This is a genomic window from Marinomonas sp. GJ51-14 (assembly GCF_055808695.1).
This window is the reverse complement of sequence record NZ_CM147879.1, coordinates 671,769-690,789: the sequence shown is the minus strand read 5'-3', so window position 1 is coordinate 690,789 and position 19,021 is coordinate 671,769. Positions and strand designations below refer to the sequence as shown.

Sequence of the window (19,021 nt, the reverse complement as noted above, 5' to 3'; positions counted from 1 at the left end):
TCCTGTTTTTCGGGTAGGATAGCGGCCCAAATTTATGGTTGATAAATGATCGACTTACACAAAATAAACCAAGCCACAGAATAGACTAAGCGATAAAAAAACATGTCAGAGCAAAATGTAGAAACTCAAGAGCCTATCAAAAAACGCACTATTCGTAGTTTTGTCGTACGCGGTGGTCGTATGACAGAAGGCCAACAGAAGAATTACGAAGCCAATTGGTTGGTATATGGTTTAGACCTTGCTGATGGCAGAATCGACTATGCTGGGGTATTTGGTCGTCAATCAGAGGTGGTGCTTGAAGTGGGCTTTGGTATGGGGGGCTCCTTGGTTGAAATGGCAAAAAATGCCCCTGAAAAAGATTTTATAGGCATTGAGGTTCATCCACCAGGCGTTGCTAAATTAATGATGTTGGCAAAAGAAGAAGGCATAACCAATCTTCGAGTCTATTGTGATGATGCTATTGAAGTAATGGCGAATTGCTTACCAGAAAAAACAGCCAGTGCGTTCCAATTATTCTTTCCTGACCCTTGGCATAAAAAGAAACATAACAAACGCCGTATTGTTCAGCCTTTATTTGCTCAACAAGTAGCTAATGTATTGAAGGCTGGTGGTTATTTTCATATGGCGACAGATTGGCAGCCTTATGCAGAGCACATGATGGAAGTAATGGAAATGCAAGAAGGTTATGTGAACGCTGCCGGTGTTGGAGAATATCACCCGCGCCCAGATTGGCGACCACTGACGAAATTCGAACAACGAGGCGAACGTTTAGGCCATGGTGTTTGGGATTTAATTTACACAAAAAGTTAGTTTCTGAGCCTTATAAATATAAGTTTAAAATCAGGTGCTAAGATACCTTTATTATTTTAAGGAAAAATAAGTAATGAAAGATCAATTACCAGAAGAGTCATTTGATAAAATGTCGCCATTAATGAATCAGAGGTTTAACCATCAAGATGATGAAATAGACTTAAAGGAATTGGTTATCGCGCTTTGGCAAGGTAAATATACGATTATTATGTCCACTGTCATTTGCGCAGCACTCGCTATTTACTATGCTCTGTCAGCAACTGAAAAATGGACGGCTGAAACCATTGTTTCACAGCCGCAAATCAGTGATTTTGCTTCTTATCAAAAAATGGCCAACGATTTCCAACCGGTTTTTGATATTTATCAAGACGACGGCACTATTTTAGTTAGTGCTAAATTAGATGATTTGGTCTTGCCTGAAAATGTTTTTTTGAGTTTTATTGAACAATTTCAATCTCGAGCTAATAAAAAACAATTTCTTTCTACCTATGCAGATTTTCAAGATGAGTTAAATGCATTGCCGGAAGCAGAAAATAAAAAAGCGCAAGAAAAGATTGTTTCTGTTTTATACAATGAATGGTATGAAAAATTAACTGCATCAGCAAATAAAGACGGTACATTCGTGCTGAAAGCAGAGCAAGTGACTGCAGAGAAAAGCTATGCATTTCTTAGTGAATATGTTGCTTATGTTAGTGTTAAAGCACGTAAGCTAGCACTTAATAATCTTAGTACTGTTGTTCAAAATAAATATAGTGAATTAAATCAACAAAAAAAGCTTTTTATCAATGAAGCGAAATCTCGTTTACAGAACGAACTCATTCAAACTCAGTATGCCTTACAAATTGCAAAAGCAGCAGGAGTAGACTTGCCTCAACAAAATTTAAGCAATAGTGATAAGGAGTTATTTATTATCAATATTGGTGCAGATGCACTGCAGGCAAAATTAGACGTTTTAAATGAATTAACGGAACTTACTATCATTGAGCCTCGTTTAAATCGAGTGAATTCAAAGCTAAGCCTGTTAGAGCTTATGAAAGTAGATCATAACGCTGAATTCGACACTTATCGATTTGTTGAGACACCGGAAGAACCGCTAGCTCGTACCGCACCGAAACGCTCACTTATTGCTGTTTTAGGTGTGTTGTTGGGTGGTATGTTGGGTTGTGGGATTGTATTGGTTAGATTCGCATTTCGAGAAAAAGAGACAGTCTAAATCTTATTTTTAAAGGTTGTAGCATATAAGATTTAGTACTTGAATTTAGTGCTTAGATTTAGGTTAAGTACAAAGCTAAAGGTTAAATACAAAAAATGGCGCATTTTAAATGCGCCATTTTTCATATTAACAATAAAAGTGTGAATTATTTAATTTCTACACTTTTACGGCTGTTACCTGCATTAAAGTATTCTTGGAATACTTTAGGTGTACGGCCACGGCCAGTCCACTCGTGAGTTTCACCAGCAACGACAAGGCGATACTTAGGTTCAACTGTTTTACCTTTTGTCGCACCAGCTTTCGGAGTGGTTAGTTTTGCAACTTCTTCCATAGTTAAGCCGCTTTTAGCGATTAGATTAGCAATCTCTTCTGCGCGTGCAGACTTAATGGCTTGCTCTTCTTCGCGTGCTGCTGCTTCTTCTTTGGCTTTTTCAAGAGCGTTGTTAAAGCCTGCAATTAGGTTTTCTAGCTGCGCTACCGTCAATTCCTTTGCTGCTGCGCGTGCTTTTGCTTTATTGCCTGCTAACTCTAGTAATAAACTCATTGGTTTCCCCTATTTATCTGTTAAGAACTGGTCAAATATTGTCCTGTACTGAAGAAGAGATCCCTCTTTAACATCTATTATTTGACACTAAGAATAAATGTTATATACAAGCTTTTAAATATCGAAAGCTTAATTAAGCCGTATTTCAAAAATATTATTGAATTACTAATCAGTACATTTTAATGTAATCTTATGCTATTTCAAGATTCTTGCGAGGATTCTAATAAAAAACACGCCAACAAGCTAATAAAACAATGTGTTTTAAATGTTAGAAAAGTGTAAATAATAGGACAATAAATGAATTCGATATCAAAAAAATTAAGTTTAGAGTTTTCTATATTAAAAAAACACACAGAAAACATTATTGAATTATTTGAAGAAGGGGCAACAGTACCCTTCATTGCTCGTTATAGAAAAGAAAATACCGGTGGAATGAGTGATATGGATTTACGCTCTTTTTATGACCGCTGGCAATATTTGGTGGAATTAAATAAACGTAGAGAAAGCATACTTTCCTTATTAGCCAGTGAGCCTTCTATTTCGGAATCGGTTATCTTAAAGATAGGAAATGCGACCTCTAAAAATGAATTAGAAGATCTATATTCACCGTTCAAAAAAACACGTAAGAGTAAAGCTGATGAGGCCAGAGACAGTGGCCTTTTTCCCTTAGCTACAGATATATGGTCAGGACAGCGCTCAGATACCTTATCTGCGATTGAGGCATGGTGTAGAAAAAACAATGTGTCTCTTTCTCCCGAGCTTGCTTTAGAAGGTGCTTCGGAAATTCTAAGTGAAGCTATTTCAAATGATAGTGATGTTTTAAAGCAAGGTCGTATAGAGTTACTTAATAATGGTGTTTTATCTAGTCGTGTTTTGCGTGGTAAAAAAGAGCAAGGTGAAAAATTCAGAGATTACTTTGATTATGAAGAGCGTATAAATAAAGTACCTCCCCATCGATTATTGGCACTCTTTAGAGGCAAAAAAGAATCTATATTAAAGCTTAATATTTCCTTAAAAAATGAGACGAAATATCCAGAAAAATTAATTTCGCCTAATCTTAACCAATTGTTTGATATAAATTCTCCAACATCTCAAGGGCTGACTTCTTTACAAAGGAAATATTTGAATATTGCTTGGCAAAATAAACTTATGCCTAAATTAGAAACTGATGTTCTTTCTCAATTGAAAGAACGTGCAGAAGAAGGTGCCATTCAAGTTTTTGCAGACAACCTTAAAGACTTATTAATGGCTGCACCAGCAGGAGCCCATAGAGTGTTAGGAGTTGATCCTGGCTTTCGTAATGGCGTAAAGCTGGCGGTTATAAATGAACAAGGTAGTCTGTTAGATCATGGTGTTGTTTATCCCCACGGGCCACAAAACCGTATTAAAGAAGCGAGTGAGGTTTTATCTAGTCTTATTACTAAGCATAAGATTGGTTGGGTCGCGATTGGCAATGGAACCGCATCTCGCGAAACTGAAAAACAAGTTAAAGAATTAATTTCAGAATTAAACCTGGATTGTCGTGCCATCGTGGTCAGTGAAGCTGGTGCGTCAGTGTATTCTGCCTCCCCTATCGCTATCCAAGAATTTCCTGATTTAGATGTTACGATTCGAGGTGCTGTTTCTATTGCACGACGTTTTCAAGACCCGTTAGCAGAGTTGGTGAAGATTGACCCGCAAGCCATTGGTGTTGGCCAGTATCAGCATGATGTCAAAGTTACTCAATTATCAAAAGCACTTGGAAATGTCGTGGAAGATTGCGTGAACCGAGTGGGTGTTGATATTAATTTAGCGTCAGTTTCTTTGTTGTCTTATGTATCAGGTTTAACCAATAGACTTGCCCAGAACATTGTGGATTATCGTCAACAAAAAGGGCGAATAGAATCCCGTGCGGAATTATTAAAGATAAAAGGCATAGGTGATAAATGTTTTGAGCAGTGTGCTGGCTTTTTGAGAATTTTAAATGGCAAGGAACCATTGGATCAATCTGGCGTGCATCCTGAATCTTATTCTTTAGTGAAAAAAATGGCGGCTCAATTACGTTTGAAAGCAAACGAACTCATAAATAACAGTTCTGCATTACAAGAATTAAAACAATTAGCGCCTAACTTCGCTCAAGCCGGTGATTTTACTTACTCTGATATTCTCACAGAGCTGGATAAACCTGGTCGTGACCCGCGGCCTGAATTTCGTTATGCATCTTTTGATCAGAGCGTGCAAAAGCTCGAAGATGTACAAGAAGGTATGACACTCGAAGGCGTGGTAACAAACGTAGCTGCCTTTGGCGCTTTTGTGGATCTAGGTGTGCACCAAGACGGCTTGATTCATATATCTCAACTTGCGGACCGATTTGTTAAAGATCCAAGAGATTTAGTACGGGTTGGGCAAGTCGTCAATGTAACCGTGATTGAAATCGATGTGCAACGTAAGAGAATTGCTTTAAAAGCCAATGGACTTTAGGTCGTAATCCAACAATGGGTGGTAATGTGACCGAGTACATCACGTTTATCAACCATTGTCGGATTGTGCTCAGCTTCTTCTGCCTACGGTTTTATTTTTACGCAGCGGCAGAGATACTGTTTTTGGCTTTCAAAAAGGCTTCTTCACCTAATTCTCCCATCGCCTGTCCGCCAGCAATGAAGGTTTCTTTTACTGTAATTCCGATGAAACCTAAAAAGGTATTTAAGTACGGTACCTGGTGATCCACAGGTGTACCTGCTAAAAAGCTTCCGCTTGCCACAAAGACATAAGCATCTTTACTTAATAAACCAACAGGGCCAGTTTCTGTGTATTTAAAGGTGCGACCAGCACGAGCAACGTAGTCAAAGTAAGATTTTAATGTCGAAGGAATACCAAAGTTATACATTGGTGCGGAAATCGCAATCACATCAGCTGCTTCTAACTCCTCAATCAAGGCGTCACCAATTGCCACAATTGCTTTTTGTGTTCCTGAGCGGTTTTCTTCTGGAGTAAATAAAGCCCCCAGTGTTTCATTGGTAAAATGAGGTAATGGGTTCGCATCTACATCACGAGTCACTACTTTACCATTAGGATTTTTCGCTAACCATTGCTCTACAAACTCATTGGCTAATTGACGAGATTTTGAGTTTTCGCCTGAAGCACTTGAATCAATACGTAATAAAGTTGCCATGTATGTTTTCTCCATAATTGTGTATTGAACCTAATCGGTTCGATTATCTGGTTTAGGTCTTTAGTAATGGAGTTATAATAAGGTCAGAAAAATTGATTAAAAAGCGGCATTTTTAGAAGATATCTATCGAAAAATACGATACTTTGTTGGAGTTAGGTTGTGCCCCGATTATCCATTCGGCCTACGATTTCCTGATGCGATGTATTGTAAGTTGGATTAGAGAGGAGCGGCCGTAACCCAATAATGAGTTGTGACGTGACCGAAGTACATCATGGTTGTATTTATAGAGGTAGAAAAGACATGAAAGCACCAAGAGTCACATTAGAGCAATGGCGAGTATTGCAGTCGGTTGTTGATAAAGGCGGGTTTGCTCAAGCAGCAGATGCCCTGCATAAAAGCCAATCCTCCGTGAGTTATACCGTTGCCAAATTACAAGAGCAACTGGGTTACCCCTTACTCATTATTGAGGGGAGAAAAGCTAAGTTAACGGAAAGAGGCGAAGTGTTGTTACGTCGCTCACGACATTTAATAAAAGAAGCGGTAGAGCTAGAAGAGTTAGCACATACCCTTGGGCAAGGTTGGGAGCCTGAGTTGGAGCTTGTCGTTGATCAGGTGTTTCCAACGCCAGCTTTATTGAGAGCGTTAAATGCTTTTGAGCCACAAAGCCAAGGTACTCAGGTACAGCTTAAAGAGGTGGTGCTAAGTGGTGGCCTAGAAGCGTTAAAGCTGGGCAGCCCTGATTTGGTTTTAACCTCCATAGTGCCAAAAGGTTATTTAGCGGATCCTATTGTTAATGTAGAGCTGATGGCGGTGGCGTCTCCTGATCACGCTTTGTTTAAAGAAGAAGGTCCTATAAATAACGAAAGATTAAGTCGAGAGTTACAATTAGTTATTAGAGACTCTGCAGTAGAGAGTTCAATCGATGCTGGTTGGCTGGGTACAGAAAGGCGCTGGACGGTTTCCAGTGTGCAGTCAGCGCTAGAAATCGTTGTCAGTGGAATAGGGTTTGCTTGGTTGCCAAGAGCGGATATTGAGAATGAGCTAAACATAGGGGAATTGAAAAAATTAGACCTAGTTTCTGGTGGTGAGCGAAACTTCCATCTTTACGCTATTTTTGGCAAAGGTGAACGCACTGGGCCGGCGACAAGGTTGCTAGTTGAATTGCTTCAGGCTGAATGCAATATGTGTCCGAAACAAACATCTCTTAATCGTTTTTAGGAAATATCTTTCTGACAAATCTTATGCTTTGTACATATAGAAACTTTATAAATCATCGGTTTATAAAATTAATTTTTAAATTGTCATTTTATTTTTGACAATTTGGGTTGTGACGGCTTTAGTAACGCGATTTAATAGCTTCAATATCTATTTTTTCATTATTTTTTAGTTTTTTAAAGGACGATTCATGAGTCAGGACATCGTAATTCTTGCTGCCGGAAAAGGCAGTCGGATGAAATCTGCTTTTTCAAAAGTGCTTCATAAAGTTGGCGGTGTCGCCATGGTCAATCGGGTACTTGCAACAGCCAGCTCCATTAAAGACGCAAAATTACATCTTGTGGTTGGTCATCAAGGTGAGCAAGTCGAAGAAAGTTGCCAAGCTTTCGCTACGAATGTTGTCTGGCAGAATGATCCTCAAGGAACGGGTGATGCTTTACGTCGTGTTGCGCCTTTTTTACAAGCAGATGGCGCGACCTTAACTCTTTATGGTGATGTGCCACTTATTCGCGCGACAACACTTAACAAAATGACAGAAAAATCAACTGCAAATACCTTGGTGTTATTGACGATTTCTTTGGATAATCCAACAGGCTACGGCCGAATCGTAAGAAACGAGCAAAATAAAGTCGTTGCCATTGTAGAGCAGAAAGACGCGTCGGAAAGTCAACGGCAAATCAACGAGGTCAATACAGGGATTTTGTTAGCACCAAATAATCATCTACAAACTTGGCTTGCGGACTTAACAAATAATAATGCCCAAGGTGAATATTACTTAACTGATATTATTGCCATGGCGGCCCGTGATGGCGTCGAAATTGTCACAGTAAATCCAGAAAATGAAGCTGAAGTCGCTGGTGTGAATGATCGTGTTCAACTCGCGGCGTTGGAGCGAGAACTTCAACAGCAACAAGCAATTCATCTAATGCAAAATGGTGCAACACTACTTGACCCATCACGTATTGATATTCGTGGTGAATTGATAACGGGTCAGGATGTTATTATTGATGTGAACTGTGTGTTTGAAGGTAAGGTCGTATTAGGCAAGGGTGTTGAAATAGGTCCTAACTGTCACCTTAAAAACTGTACTGTTGGTGACTACACTGTGATCAAAAGCAATACATTGATCGATGATAGCCAAGTTGGTGAAGCCTGTGATATCGGACCATTCGCACGCTTGCGACCAGGTACTCAATTGGCGAATAAAGCCAAGATAGGGAACTTCGTTGAAACCAAAAAAGCGATTATTGGTGAAGGCAGTAAAGTGAATCATTTAAGTTACATTGGCGACACAGAAATGGGCGCCAATGTAAATGTTGGTGCTGGTACTATTACCTGTAATTATGACGGTGTAAATAAACATCTAACACAAGTGGCCGATAACGTTTTTATTGGCTCCAATACCTCTCTGGTTGCGCCAGTTAAAGTAGAAGAAGGCGCGACGATTGCCGCAGGTTCAACCATTACAAAAGAAGTCGGTGAAAAGCAATTAGCTTTTGCCAGAGCACGTCAAACAAATAAAGATAATTGGCCAAGGCCGGTTAAAAAATAATTGAAGAAAAAAGGGGTCAGATCCCTTAAACGAACTATTTCGAATAGAATTAAACTTTATTTTTTTTAAGGGATCTGACCCCTTTTTCAGACTTTAAAAGGACTCTCTCATGTGCGGAATAGTGGGCGCCATTGCACGCCGTAATGTATCAAAAATTTTAATTGAAGGTCTAAGCCGCCTTGAATACCGTGGTTACGACTCTTCTGGTGTCGCGATTAACAACGAAGAGGGCGTATTCTCCCATCGTGCGGTTGGTAAGGTTCAAGCACTCAAAGACAAGTTTGAAGCACAGCCTTTAGATGGCAAAATTGGTATTGCTCATACCCGTTGGGCAACACACGGAAAACCAACAGAAGCCAATGCCCACCCTCATTTTTCTGGTGATGATCTTGCCTTGGTTCACAATGGCATTATTGAAAATCACGAGCCTCTTCGCAGAGAATTAAAAGCCAAAGGTTATGAATTCAAATCAGAAACAGATACAGAAGTTATTGTTCACTTAATTCATGATGCTTTAAAGACTGAATCTAATTTACTCAAAGCGGTTCAAGCGAGCCTGACAAAATTGGAAGGCGCATTCGCCATTGGTGTTGTACAGAAAGATGACAATGAGCGTTTTATAGCCGCACGTAAAGGCAGCCCATTGGTCGTTGGTGTGGGTATCGAAGAAAACTTCGTTGCATCTGATCAGCTTGCTTTGTTGCATGTCACTGACCAATTTATCTTCCTAGAAGAAGGTGATGTGGTTGATGTTACTCGTGATCAAGTCACTATTTATGATGCTAAAGGTGAGATACAAGACCGCCCTGTGAGTGTTTTTAATCACAGTATTGACGCAACAGACAAAGGCGAATTTCGTCATTACATGATGAAAGAAATCTACGAGCAACCAAAAGTAATCAGTGCTTGTTTAGAAGGTCGTATTAGCGAAAGCAAAGTATTAACCAGCTGTTTCGGTGCGGATTCTGCATTCCTAAAAGAAATAGAAAATGTTCATATCGTTGCCTGTGGTACCAGTTATCATGCAGGCTTAGTGGCGAAATATTGGATCGAAGACCTTGCTGGCTTACCATGCAGTGTCGAAGTCGCTAGTGAATACCGTTACCGAAAAGTGGCAGTGCCGAAGAAGACCTTATTTTTAACCTTATCTCAGTCTGGTGAAACGGCTGATACTCTAGCGGCATTACGCATGGCAAAAGAGCTTGGTTATTTGACTACCTTGGCAATTTGTAATGTTCCGTCCAGTACGCTTGTACGTGAGTCAGCGCTTACTCTATTAACCAACGCTGGCCCGGAAATCGGCGTTGCTTCTACAAAAGCGTTTACGACTCAATTAACAGCGCTGCTTATTACCAGTGTGGCGATTGCAGTTGAAAATGGTTTGTCTGCGGAAAAAGAAAAAGAGTTAGTACAGGCTATGCGTTCTTTACCAGCGTATGTAAATTCTGCGTTAGAACAAGATGCGCACATCAAAAAGGTGGCTGATCGATTTGCTAATAAACACAATGCTCTGTTCTTAGGCCGTGGCACCATGTATCCGATAGCCCTAGAAGGCTCATTAAAGCTGAAAGAGATTTCTTATATACACGCCGAAGCTTATCCTGCAGGTGAATTGAAACATGGGCCATTGGCGTTAGTAGATGAAGATATGCCGATTATTGCACTTGTGCCCCATAACGATATGTTAGATAAACTTAAATCGAATCTACAGGAAGTAGCAGCCCGTGGTGGCGAACTTTACGTTTTTGCAGACAAAGATACCAACCTTCATAACGAAGAAAACCTTATTTTTACTGAAGTGCCTAAGGTAGACAGCATTTTGGAGCCTATTGTTCACACTATCCCGCTTCAGCTTTTATCTTATTATGTAGCACTAGTGAAAGGCACAGATGTTGACCAACCACGCAATCTAGCAAAATCAGTCACAGTGGAATAGGTTTTTTATCACGGGATACTCGAGTGTACGGCTATTACAAAGCTTGCTATATCCCGTTATTTCGAATAAACCATAGGACTTATTAAAGAGTCATAAATAATAAAAACCCAATAAGAATAAGAGGAATGACAATGAGCACGGTCTCTAAAAGAACGACATTGAAGTTGATTGGTCTAATGAGTGGTGCGGCGGCATCGTTAGTTATTGCCATGCCAAGCTATGCAGACACTGAAATTAATGTGGGTGCGTTGCGTTTTACTAGTCATGCTGCAAGCTTTGTTGCTTATGAGCGCGGTTATTTTAAAGATGAAGGTCTAGACGTTAAGTTTAAATTCTTCCAAGCTGCTCAGCCTATGGCTGTGGGTGTTGCTTCTAGAGACGTTGATTATGCAGTAACGGCAATTTCTGGTGGCCTTATTTCATTGGCTGAAAAAGGTGCAACCAAGGTTATTGGTGGCGCATTAATGGAAGAACCTGGTGTGGAAGGTCAAAAAATCTTAGTGTCTGATAAGGCATTTAAAGAAGGCGTGACATCTCCAGCTAAACTAGATGGGAAGACTTTTGCAATTACCCAATCAGGCTCTTCTTTTCACTATGTGGGTGCAAAAATAGCCGCTCAAGAAAATATTGACCTGTCTTATAAACCCCTTCAAAAAGTTGGAACCATTATTGGTGCCATGAAATCCGGTCAGGTAGATGGCTGGTCAATCGTTCCTCATATAGCCAAGCCTTTAGATAAAGGTGGGGCAGTACATATAATTGGTAATGTTTCTGATTACATTCCAAACTATCAGGTTACTGTTGTTTTCACTTCAGCAGATAATGCAGAGAATAAGCGCGAACAATCAAAAGCATTTTTACGTGCCTTCTCTAAAGGTGCAGCGGACTTCAATGCAGCATTGATTGATAAAACTGCAGGTGAACAAGCAGCAGAAGATATGGTCAAGTTAATACATAAGTATGTTTACACAGATCGCCCTTATGAAAAAGCCGCTCCAAGTATTCGTAATGGTGCTATGCGTGTTAGCGCAAACGCAGCGTTGAATATTGCATCTGTTCAAGATCAGTTAGATTGGATGAAGTCAGAAAACCTGATCAAAGACAATATCACTATTAATACACTAGTCGACGATTCCTATTCGAAGTGATCCCTATTCGAAGTAAGTGAAATACGAGGCGGATATTAGTAATAGTCCGCCTCGACCCTTTCAAAAAAGAGGTAATTTATGGATCTTCGGCTTGAAGATATTGGCCATAGTTATGGCGATATGGAGATCATGCGCGGTATTAATCTTGATATCCCTGCTGGAAAAATTGTTTGTATCGTTGGTCCTTCTGGATGTGGTAAGTCTACTTTATTGCGACTTATTGGTGGGCTTGAAAGACCCACTACAGGGACTGTTGTCCAGATAGGAGAACCACCTGCTGAAAGTATTAATCCACTGACTTATATATTTCAGGATTTTGCCTTGCTTCCATGGCGAACCGTAGAAGGGAATATCAGTTTAGTACTTGATGATCACGGTATACGAGGCAGTCAAGCAGAGAGCATTATTTCAGATGTGCTTGCACGCACCAAGTTAACAGATTTTCGCAAGGCTTTGCCTAAACAGTTGTCAGGCGGAATGAAACAGCGAGTGGCTATTTCACGTGCACTTGCAGTCAAACCTGCCGTCATGCTGATGGATGAACCCCTTTCGGCTTTAGACAGCCAGACTCGTGAGCTACTGATGGATGACCTGGTTGCTTTATGGACACGTGAACCATTTACCGCCGTCTATGTCACCCACAACTTAAATGAAGCGGTTAGGCTTGGTCATTCAATTGTTGTGTTGTCGCGCCGGCCAGGAAGTATTCGCGAGATAGTGGATATAGACACGTCTTTGTGTGAACGGGATCTCGGTGATGCCGAGCTAGAGCGTCAGCAAAAGCATCTTTGGAATCTAATGCGTGACGAAGCAGCGGAAGCCGATAAGGAGCTAATTAATGTCTAATGACAACCAAGCGGTAACGAAAAAAACGATCGAATTCCGTGGTGGAGGGTTTGCACCTAAATCAAAAAAATGGATGGGTGCTGTTGTTTTTATCGTGCTAATTATATTCGTCGAAGTAGGGACTCGCATAGGTTTCATTAGTAACCTAACTTTGCCTCGTCCATCGGATGTGTTTGCAACATTTATAGAGCTTTGGGACAGCGGCTTGCTTTCTAAGCACTTAGTTCCTTCTGTAACTCGTCTCCTAGTTGGTGCAACGATTGGTGCAACACTCGGGATTTGTGTCGGTATTCTCATAGGCTTATTTTCTGTAGCTCGCGGTGGTCTCGTTCCCTTGGTCGCAGCCATTTTCCCTATACCGAAAATAGCACTTCTTCCTTTATTTGTTATCTGGTTTGGTATTGATGAAACATCCAAGTATGCACTAATCGCATTTGGTACCTTCACCCCGACAGTTGTTGCCACTTATGGTGCAGTTGATAATGTTGATCGGTCATTAATTCGGATGGGACAAAGTTTTTCTTTATCATGGTTTTCTATTGTTACTAAAATCGTTTTACCTGGTGCTATGCCTGGTATCTTATCTGGGTTACGGGTTAGCCTTTCGATTGCAATCATCTTGCTTGTCGCAGCAGAAATGCTAGGGGCTGAATATGGAATCGGCGCTTATATTTTAGAGGCGGGTTCACTCTATAACCTAGAACGTCTGTTTGCTGGTGTGGCGATTCTCTCTATCCTCGGAGTGAGTATCAGTGCGGTAATTAGTATCTTTGAAAAGAGACTATTAAATTGGCGAGTATGAGTTGAACTTGTATCTGCTAATGATTGTTCAGCCCATTGAGATCCATCTTATTTTAAATGATTAGATGCTTTTTATCTGAGTATAGAATCTATATTATTTTTTTAGCGACAATTGCTTTCTGTAGAGCTTTTAACATATAGCGTTTTTGTGTAACGTCTTGAACAGATATTTTTAAGTCGCACTTTGGAATAGGGAAAACATGATAAACGAAGAAAATAATCAACAAATTGAACCAGTTTCCGCTGTTCTAAAAGTGTTTGCTATCGTTAATGCGTTGGCAGAGCATAAATCTCTGGGCATAACTGAATTAGCTCAAATAGTTCATGGTTCAAAAAGCACCGTCTATCGTTTTCTTCAAACCATGAAAATGCTGGGTTTTGTCAGCCAAGAAGGTGACCATGACCGCTATTCATTAACGTTAAAATTGTTTGAAGTAAGTGCCAAAGCGTTGGATCATATCGACTTAATTTCATTAGCTGAACCACACATGGTTCGTATCGGTGAGTTGACGAAAGAAGCGTTGCATCTTGGAATTCGCGATGGAGACAATATTGTCTATATCCATAAAGTGGATGCCCAATACAATTTGAGAATGGAGTCTCGCATTGGTGGCCGTAACCCATTGTATTCTACCGCGATTGGTAAAGTATTATTGGCGGAGCGTTCAGAAAACAGTATTCGTAATATACTGGAAAATACTGTTTTTATCCCTTCTACAATGAAAACCCATACATCAATAGAGTCATTGCTTACTGATTTGAAAAATGTCGAATCTCTGGGTTATGGCATTGATAATGAAGAACAGGAGGAAGGTTTACGTTGTATTGCTGCGCCAATTTATGACCGTTTAGGTAATGTGATTGCTGGGTTAAGCTTGTCCTCGCCAACGGTTCGACACACATCTGAAAAGTTTGAAATGCATATTGAATTACTAAAAGAAGCAGCAGCTCAGATATCGTCAAAATTGGGTTATAGATAACTATCTTTTAGGCTACCTAAATAAGCAAAATCCGAGTAGAAATAAACAAAACGCCTTTTCATAAAATATTGAATATTCTTTTGTATGACTTTATAGTGTGAGCCATCTAAAACAGGAATATAAAGGGTAGTTTATGTTTACTTTTAATCGTGATGTTGAGTTAGAAGATTTAGGTGGTGGGCTTTCTCGTAAAGTAATGTCTTACTCAGACAATATTATGACAGTAGAAGTGCATTTCGAAGCAGGTACAGTTGCTCCAATGCACAATCATCCCCATGAGCAATTAACCTACGTTAAATCAGGTAAATTTGAATTCACAGTGGGTGATGAAACCAAAACCGTTGTAGAGGGCGACACCATCTACAAAGTGCCAAACATCATGCACGGCTGTAAATGCATTGAAAAAGGTGTTTTGATCGATAACTTCACACCAATGCGTAAAGACTTTCTAGAAACAAAAGGCTATTAACAGACTTATCTCTGTGCCTTTCTGTATGAGGCACAAAGGCTCCACGACAACCAACAATCCCCTCCCCTAAAAGACACAAGGAGAGGGTATTTTAAGTCCTTAGCACCACCCTCAAATACTCTCTTTATAAAGACAAATGGGAGAGAACTTGAGATCTTAGCTCCTCCCCCCAACTCCCCCTTAACAAGGGGGAGGCTGGGAGGGGGTTAAAAAGACTCTGTGATTACCTGTAAAACTCCATCGATATTCTGCACAACATCTAGATTAGTAAAGCGCAATACTCGAATATGCAAAGATTCAATATACTCATCTCGAGCCAAATCATAAGTAACACTAGCTTCATCGAAATGACTGTCGCCATCAATTTCGACTGCTAACCGCTTTTCTGGACAATAGAAATCAACAATATATTGCCCTATCCCAAACTGACGGCGAAACTTAACACCTAACTGCTTGCCTCTAAGCTTGCTCCATAAGCGACGTTCAGGCTCAGTCATATTTTTTCTTAACTCTGAGCGAAAAATGGCATTACGTTTAGTATTAAATATTTTAGTCATCCATGACCTCCTATTTATAACCCCTCCCTAACCCTCCCCTTAAAAGACACAAGGGGAGGGAACTTTAAGTCCTTAGCACCACCCTCAAATACTCTCTTTATAAAGACAAATGGGAGAGAACTTGAGGTCTTAGCCCCTCACTCCAAGCTCCCTCTTAGCAAGGGTAGAGAACTTGAGATCTTAGCTCCTCCCCCAACTCCCCCTTAACAAGGGGGAGGCTGGGAGGGGGTTAAAAAGACTCTGTGATTACCTGCAAAACTCCATCAATATTCTGCATAACATCTAAATTCGTAAAGCGTAATACCCGAATATTTAAAGATTCAACATACTCATCTCGAGCCAAATCATAAGCAACACTAGCTTCATCAAAATGACTGTCGCCATCAATTTCGACAGCTAACCGCTTTTCTGGACAATAGAAATCAACAATATATTGCCCTATCCCAAACTGACGGCGAAACTTAACACCTAACTGCTTGCCTCTAAGCTTGCTCCATAAGCGACGTTCAGGCTCAGTCATATTTTTTCTTAACTCTGAGCGAAAAATGGCATTACGTTTAGTATTAAATATTTTAGTCATCCATGACCTCCTATTTATAACCCCTCCCTAACCCTCCCCTTAAAAGACACAAGGGGAGGGAACTTTAAGTCCTTAGCACCACCCTCAAATACTCTCTTTATAAAGACAAATGGGAGAGAACTTGAGATCTTAGCTCCTCCCCCCAACTCCCCCTTAACAAGGGGGAGGTTGGGAGGGGGTTAAAAAGACTTTACGGTAAACAACAAAACCCCTCCCTAACCCTCCCCTTAAAAGACACAAGGGGAGGGAACTTTAAGTCCTTAGCACCACCCTCAAATACTCTCTTTATAAAGACAAATGGGAGAAAACTTGAGATCTTAGCTCCTCACTCCAAGCTCCTCTTAATAAGGGTAGGGAACTTGAGGTCTTAGCTCCTCCCCAAGCTCCCCCTTAACAAGGGGGAGGCTGGGAGGGGGTTAAAAAGACTTTACGGTAAACAACAAAACCCCTCCCTAACCCTCCCCTTAAAAGACACAAGGGGAGGGGACTTTAAGTCCTTAGCACCACCCTCAAATACTCTCTTTATAAAGACAAATGGGAGGGAACTTGAGGTCTTAGCTCCTCACTCCAAGCTCTTCTTGATAAGGGTAGGGAACTTGAGGTCTTAGCTCCTCCCCCAACTCCCCCTTAACAAGGGGGAGGCTGGGAGGGGGTTGTTAGCTTCAAGCCACTGGTACGATAACTTCCATGTCCGAATACCTTTCTTCAATCAACTCTTTCAAAACACGCTTGGCATTATCATCCCCATGTACTATATGAATTTTTCTAGGCTTGATACGCATGCGTTTTATAAAATTCAATAAATCCCGTTGTCCTGCATGGGCGGAATACCCACTAATCTGCTGTACTTTCGCTTTAATAAAATAACGCTCGCCATCAAACATGACATAACCATTAGGTTTATCGTGATAACGCAATATATCTCGACCAGGTGTGCCTGCAGCTTGATAGCCAACAAACAATACGTCGTTTTTCTCATCACCTAATAACGCTTTCAAGTAATTAACGATTCTACCGCCAGCACACATGCCAGATGCAGCGATAACAATGGCTGGGCGAGTTTGTTTTTGTAGGTAGGTAACGGTTTGAATGTGTTCTTCATGGCTATCTATTGTGGTGACTTGCTCAAAACTAAGCGGATGTCGGCCGGACTTCACGCGTTTCTTCGCTTCATCATCCCAATAGCCTTCTAAAGATTGATACACCTTGGTAAAACGGCTCGCCAGTGGAGAATCAATGATAATATCGATGTCTTCCCAATTCAGTGTTTTTCCAGAACGTGTCTGACTCACTGCTTTTTGTTTATTCTGATGAATAACGTGTTCTAGCTCATACAACAGCTCTTGAGTTCGGCCAATACTAAACGCAGGAATCAATACACTGCCGGAATCACTCAAAGCATGTTCTAAGCTTGCTTGTAATCTATAGCGGCGTATTGATCTATCTTCATGATTTCGGTCGCCATAAGTACTTTCGATAACCAATTGGTCTGTCCGATAAGGTGATTTAGGCGAAGGCAATAAAGGCGAATATGGCGCGCCCAAGTCACCAGAAAACAAGACGTCATGATAGCCTTTGCCCTGAGCTTTAATGGCGGCGCTTTGTACTCGAAAAACACCATAGGCTGACCCTAAAATATGGCCAGCTTTTTGGATTTTAAGTTTGACGTGAGTATTTGAACTGTTCTTGATAGGAATGTCTGCCCAGCGGCCATAATCGATAGGATGCAGCTGTTTGGCTAAACGATTTAAACAGGCTTCTATAATACTGGCGTTGCGAGTAACACCCACTTTTAAAGCGTCTTCGATAACCAAAGGCAAAAGTTCAGCACTAGGCTTTGAACAGTAAATCGGCCCACTAAACCCAGCGGCTAACAAATAGGGCAACCGCCCAACATGGTCAATATGCACATGAGTCACAAACAAAGCTTGAACTGCAGCAACATCAAATTCAATTTCTAAATGACTAGACCCCGCACCAGAACCAGAAACCTCCGCCCCTTGGAACAAACCGCAATCAATTAAAATAGAATGCTCATCATCCACAAAAAGTTCATGGCATGAACCTGTGACGCCTTGCACCGCGCCATGGTGTTTTATTTCTAGCATACAAATCCCTCTGTACTTAAGAATGAAAAAACGATTAAAACACACAGCATCAAAATAGAAAAACCACAACTTACAATAAATACACGTAAAAAATATCAAACCGTAGTTTGTTTGATCGCGGTCGTGCCCAACCGATTTAGAACTGATCTTCTGACTAAAGCTTGTATTCTGATTTTGGGTTGAATGGGTTTAAAAGTTCACTGCCATACTGCGCTATAAACCGTAAAAATTAAGATAGGTAAACCAATTATTGGCGTGGTAGTTTACCGTATCTATTTTTTACGGCAATTTTCGTCGCGATATGGTCGATCGATAAACTTTAGAAAGGATTTGATTCGGAAGACATTTTCCACTGTCTTGTCTTGTCTTGTCTTGTTTCGCTAATGCCTCAAACACGTACAGCGTATAGCTTTTTTATATGACGAATGGCTTTGCCAAATTTGCTTTTTGGCATGCTTTTTTTGCCTCGACGAATTTTCTAGTTGCATGTACCCAGCAACCTGAAGGGCTGCGTTGGTTGATTCGTACGCTTGATAACCATCCATATTGAGATATCTAAGCCTTATAAAAAATCGATTACGCATTATTCTTGTCGGATTTGTTGGAAGTTATATAAACAATGTTCAGAATAGGGTTTTCCTTTCCGTTTGTTACCTATCTATTTTTTCTTTATGAGGTTCATGATTACCGCTATAATACACTTATTATATAGCAGTCTTATCACGCTTCTTTTAACATTTTTGACTTGGTTTAGTAAACGCTTAGATGTAAATACATAGAGCAGTGAAAAATGTTAAGCAGCATGGTTCTAGTCAATTAGGGCTATCGAAATGAAAAAATCACCCCTCCTATTTTAGGATAGAGGTGTAAATTTTTTCATAATCAATACTCTATTGAATTGAGTTATAAATAATTTCCTCCAGATAGTATCCTAAGTAAATAGAATAACCCACATCCAATCTGATAAAGTAATATAGTATTTAATATGACTTTTTTATATTTATCAAGCATAGCGTTAAAGTTTATATAATGAAGAATAGAGTAGACATATAAAATTGATAAGGAGAGCATATAGCTCCATCCGAAATTTCCATGTGAATATCTACTACCT

The 19,021-nt window shown here is 40.3% G+C and carries 16 protein-coding genes; 11 read left to right on the top strand and 5 right to left on the bottom strand.

Features of this window, described 5'->3' with window-relative positions; all coding sequences use genetic code 11:
• The first annotated feature begins 102 nt into the window (after window positions 1–102).
• Both trmB and AC0L3Y_RS03335 read left to right on the top strand, forming a co-directional pair.
• Entirely contained in the window at window positions 103–810 is a 708-nt protein-coding gene (gene trmB, locus AC0L3Y_RS03340; RefSeq protein WP_473468740.1) for a tRNA (guanosine(46)-N7)-methyltransferase TrmB, read from the top strand.
• Window positions 811–883: 73 nt separating this feature from the next.
• Window positions 884–2,023 carry a Wzz/FepE/Etk N-terminal domain-containing protein gene (locus tag AC0L3Y_RS03335; protein WP_473468738.1) on the top strand — a complete coding sequence of 380 codons (1,140 nt, stop codon included), beginning with the start codon at window positions 884–886 and terminating at the stop codon, window positions 2,021–2,023.
• 145 nt (window positions 2,024–2,168) lie between these two features.
• Here the strand turns inward: AC0L3Y_RS03335 and AC0L3Y_RS03330 are convergent, their stop codons facing one another.
• Window positions 2,169–2,567: an H-NS histone family protein gene (locus tag AC0L3Y_RS03330; protein WP_473468735.1), complete on the bottom strand. Its 399-nt coding sequence runs from the start codon at window positions 2,565–2,567 to the stop codon at window positions 2,169–2,171.
• A 297-nt stretch (window positions 2,568–2,864) separates the two neighbouring features.
• Between AC0L3Y_RS03330 and AC0L3Y_RS03325 the strand changes: the two genes are divergently transcribed.
• Entirely contained in the window at window positions 2,865–5,027 is a 2,163-nt protein-coding gene (locus tag AC0L3Y_RS03325; protein ID WP_473468733.1) for a Tex family protein, read from the top strand.
• Between the two features lie 97 nt (window positions 5,028–5,124).
• On the opposite strand, the gene AC0L3Y_RS03320 is transcribed toward AC0L3Y_RS03325, so the two are convergent.
• The gene (locus AC0L3Y_RS03320; RefSeq protein WP_473468730.1) at window positions 5,125–5,718 is read right to left on the bottom strand and encodes an FMN-dependent NADH-azoreductase; all 594 of its coding nucleotides are present in this window, start codon (window positions 5,716–5,718) and stop codon (window positions 5,125–5,127) included.
• Window positions 5,719–6,018: 300 nt separating this feature from the next.
• Between AC0L3Y_RS03320 and AC0L3Y_RS03315 the strand changes: the two genes are divergently transcribed.
• From AC0L3Y_RS03315 to AC0L3Y_RS03280, 8 genes are all read left to right on the top strand, one after another.
• Window positions 6,019–6,936 (top strand): LysR family transcriptional regulator, encoded by a 918-nt coding sequence (locus AC0L3Y_RS03315; protein ID WP_473468729.1) that lies wholly within the window; start codon window positions 6,019–6,021, stop codon window positions 6,934–6,936.
• Window positions 6,937–7,123: 187 nt separating this feature from the next.
• A complete protein-coding gene (gene glmU / locus AC0L3Y_RS03310; RefSeq protein WP_473468727.1) occupies window positions 7,124–8,485 on the top strand; it encodes a bifunctional UDP-N-acetylglucosamine diphosphorylase/glucosamine-1-phosphate N-acetyltransferase GlmU in 1,362 nt (453 codons plus the stop codon).
• Window positions 8,486–8,594: 109 nt separating this feature from the next.
• Entirely contained in the window at window positions 8,595–10,421 is a 1,827-nt protein-coding gene (glmS, locus tag AC0L3Y_RS03305) for a glutamine--fructose-6-phosphate transaminase (isomerizing) (RefSeq protein ID WP_473468724.1), read from the top strand.
• Between the two features lie 131 nt (window positions 10,422–10,552).
• Window positions 10,553–11,569, top strand: a complete 1,017-nt coding sequence (locus tag AC0L3Y_RS03300) for an ABC transporter substrate-binding protein (protein ID WP_473468720.1) — start codon at window positions 10,553–10,555, stop codon at window positions 11,567–11,569.
• Window positions 11,570–11,647: 78 nt separating this feature from the next.
• Entirely contained in the window at window positions 11,648–12,415 is a 768-nt protein-coding gene (locus AC0L3Y_RS03295; protein ID WP_473468715.1) for an ABC transporter ATP-binding protein, read from the top strand.
• Window positions 12,408–13,217, top strand: a complete 810-nt coding sequence (locus AC0L3Y_RS03290) for an ABC transporter permease (RefSeq protein WP_473468713.1) — start codon at window positions 12,408–12,410, stop codon at window positions 13,215–13,217. Before AC0L3Y_RS03295 ends, AC0L3Y_RS03290 begins: the two co-directional genes overlap by 8 nt.
• Window positions 13,218–13,416: 199 nt before the next feature.
• Window positions 13,417–14,196: a DNA-binding transcriptional regulator KdgR gene (gene kdgR / locus AC0L3Y_RS03285; RefSeq protein ID WP_473468711.1), complete on the top strand. Its 780-nt coding sequence runs from the start codon at window positions 13,417–13,419 to the stop codon at window positions 14,194–14,196.
• Between the two features lie 133 nt (window positions 14,197–14,329).
• Entirely contained in the window at window positions 14,330–14,665 is a 336-nt protein-coding gene (locus AC0L3Y_RS03280) for a cupin domain-containing protein (protein ID WP_473468709.1), read from the top strand.
• Between the two features lie 206 nt (window positions 14,666–14,871).
• Here AC0L3Y_RS03280 and AC0L3Y_RS03275 read toward each other — a convergent pair whose 3' ends face one another.
• From AC0L3Y_RS03275 to AC0L3Y_RS03265, 3 genes are all read right to left on the bottom strand, one after another.
• Window positions 14,872–15,222 (bottom strand): endonuclease domain-containing protein, encoded by a 351-nt coding sequence (locus AC0L3Y_RS03275; protein WP_473468707.1) that lies wholly within the window; start codon window positions 15,220–15,222, stop codon window positions 14,872–14,874.
• A 229-nt stretch (window positions 15,223–15,451) separates the two neighbouring features.
• A complete protein-coding gene (locus AC0L3Y_RS03270; protein ID WP_473468705.1) occupies window positions 15,452–15,802 on the bottom strand; it encodes an endonuclease domain-containing protein in 351 nt (116 codons plus the stop codon).
• A gap of 662 nt (window positions 15,803–16,464) precedes the next feature.
• Window positions 16,465–17,910, bottom strand: a complete 1,446-nt coding sequence (locus tag AC0L3Y_RS03265) for an MBL fold metallo-hydrolase RNA specificity domain-containing protein (protein ID WP_473468703.1) — start codon at window positions 17,908–17,910, stop codon at window positions 16,465–16,467.
• Between the last annotated feature and the right edge of the window lie 1,111 nt (window positions 17,911–19,021).

Bases quoted from the DNA above. Each gene is read 5' to 3' on its own strand.
- trmB (WP_473468740.1), top strand. From the start codon at position 103: ATGTCAGAGCAAAATGTAGAAACTCAAGAGCCTATCAAAAAACGCACT.
- AC0L3Y_RS03335 (WP_473468738.1), top strand. From the start codon at position 884: ATGAAAGATCAATTACCAGAAGAGTCATTTGATAAAATGTCGCCATTA.
- AC0L3Y_RS03330 (WP_473468735.1), bottom strand. From the start codon at position 2,567: ATGAGTTTATTACTAGAGTTAGCAGGCAATAAAGCAAAAGCACGCGCA.
- AC0L3Y_RS03325 (WP_473468733.1), top strand. From the start codon at position 2,865: ATGAATTCGATATCAAAAAAATTAAGTTTAGAGTTTTCTATATTAAAA.
- AC0L3Y_RS03320 (WP_473468730.1), bottom strand. From the start codon at position 5,718: ATGGCAACTTTATTACGTATTGATTCAAGTGCTTCAGGCGAAAACTCA.
- AC0L3Y_RS03315 (WP_473468729.1), top strand. From the start codon at position 6,019: ATGAAAGCACCAAGAGTCACATTAGAGCAATGGCGAGTATTGCAGTCG.
- glmU (WP_473468727.1), top strand. From the start codon at position 7,124: ATGAGTCAGGACATCGTAATTCTTGCTGCCGGAAAAGGCAGTCGGATG.
- glmS (WP_473468724.1), top strand. From the start codon at position 8,595: ATGTGCGGAATAGTGGGCGCCATTGCACGCCGTAATGTATCAAAAATT.
- AC0L3Y_RS03300 (WP_473468720.1), top strand. From the start codon at position 10,553: ATGAGCACGGTCTCTAAAAGAACGACATTGAAGTTGATTGGTCTAATG.
- AC0L3Y_RS03295 (WP_473468715.1), top strand. From the start codon at position 11,648: ATGGATCTTCGGCTTGAAGATATTGGCCATAGTTATGGCGATATGGAG.
- AC0L3Y_RS03290 (WP_473468713.1), top strand. From the start codon at position 12,408: ATGTCTAATGACAACCAAGCGGTAACGAAAAAAACGATCGAATTCCGT.
- kdgR (WP_473468711.1), top strand. From the start codon at position 13,417: ATGATAAACGAAGAAAATAATCAACAAATTGAACCAGTTTCCGCTGTT.
- AC0L3Y_RS03280 (WP_473468709.1), top strand. From the start codon at position 14,330: ATGTTTACTTTTAATCGTGATGTTGAGTTAGAAGATTTAGGTGGTGGG.
- AC0L3Y_RS03275 (WP_473468707.1), bottom strand. From the start codon at position 15,222: ATGACTAAAATATTTAATACTAAACGTAATGCCATTTTTCGCTCAGAG.
- AC0L3Y_RS03270 (WP_473468705.1), bottom strand. From the start codon at position 15,802: ATGACTAAAATATTTAATACTAAACGTAATGCCATTTTTCGCTCAGAG.
- AC0L3Y_RS03265 (WP_473468703.1), bottom strand. From the start codon at position 17,910: ATGCTAGAAATAAAACACCATGGCGCGGTGCAAGGCGTCACAGGTTCA.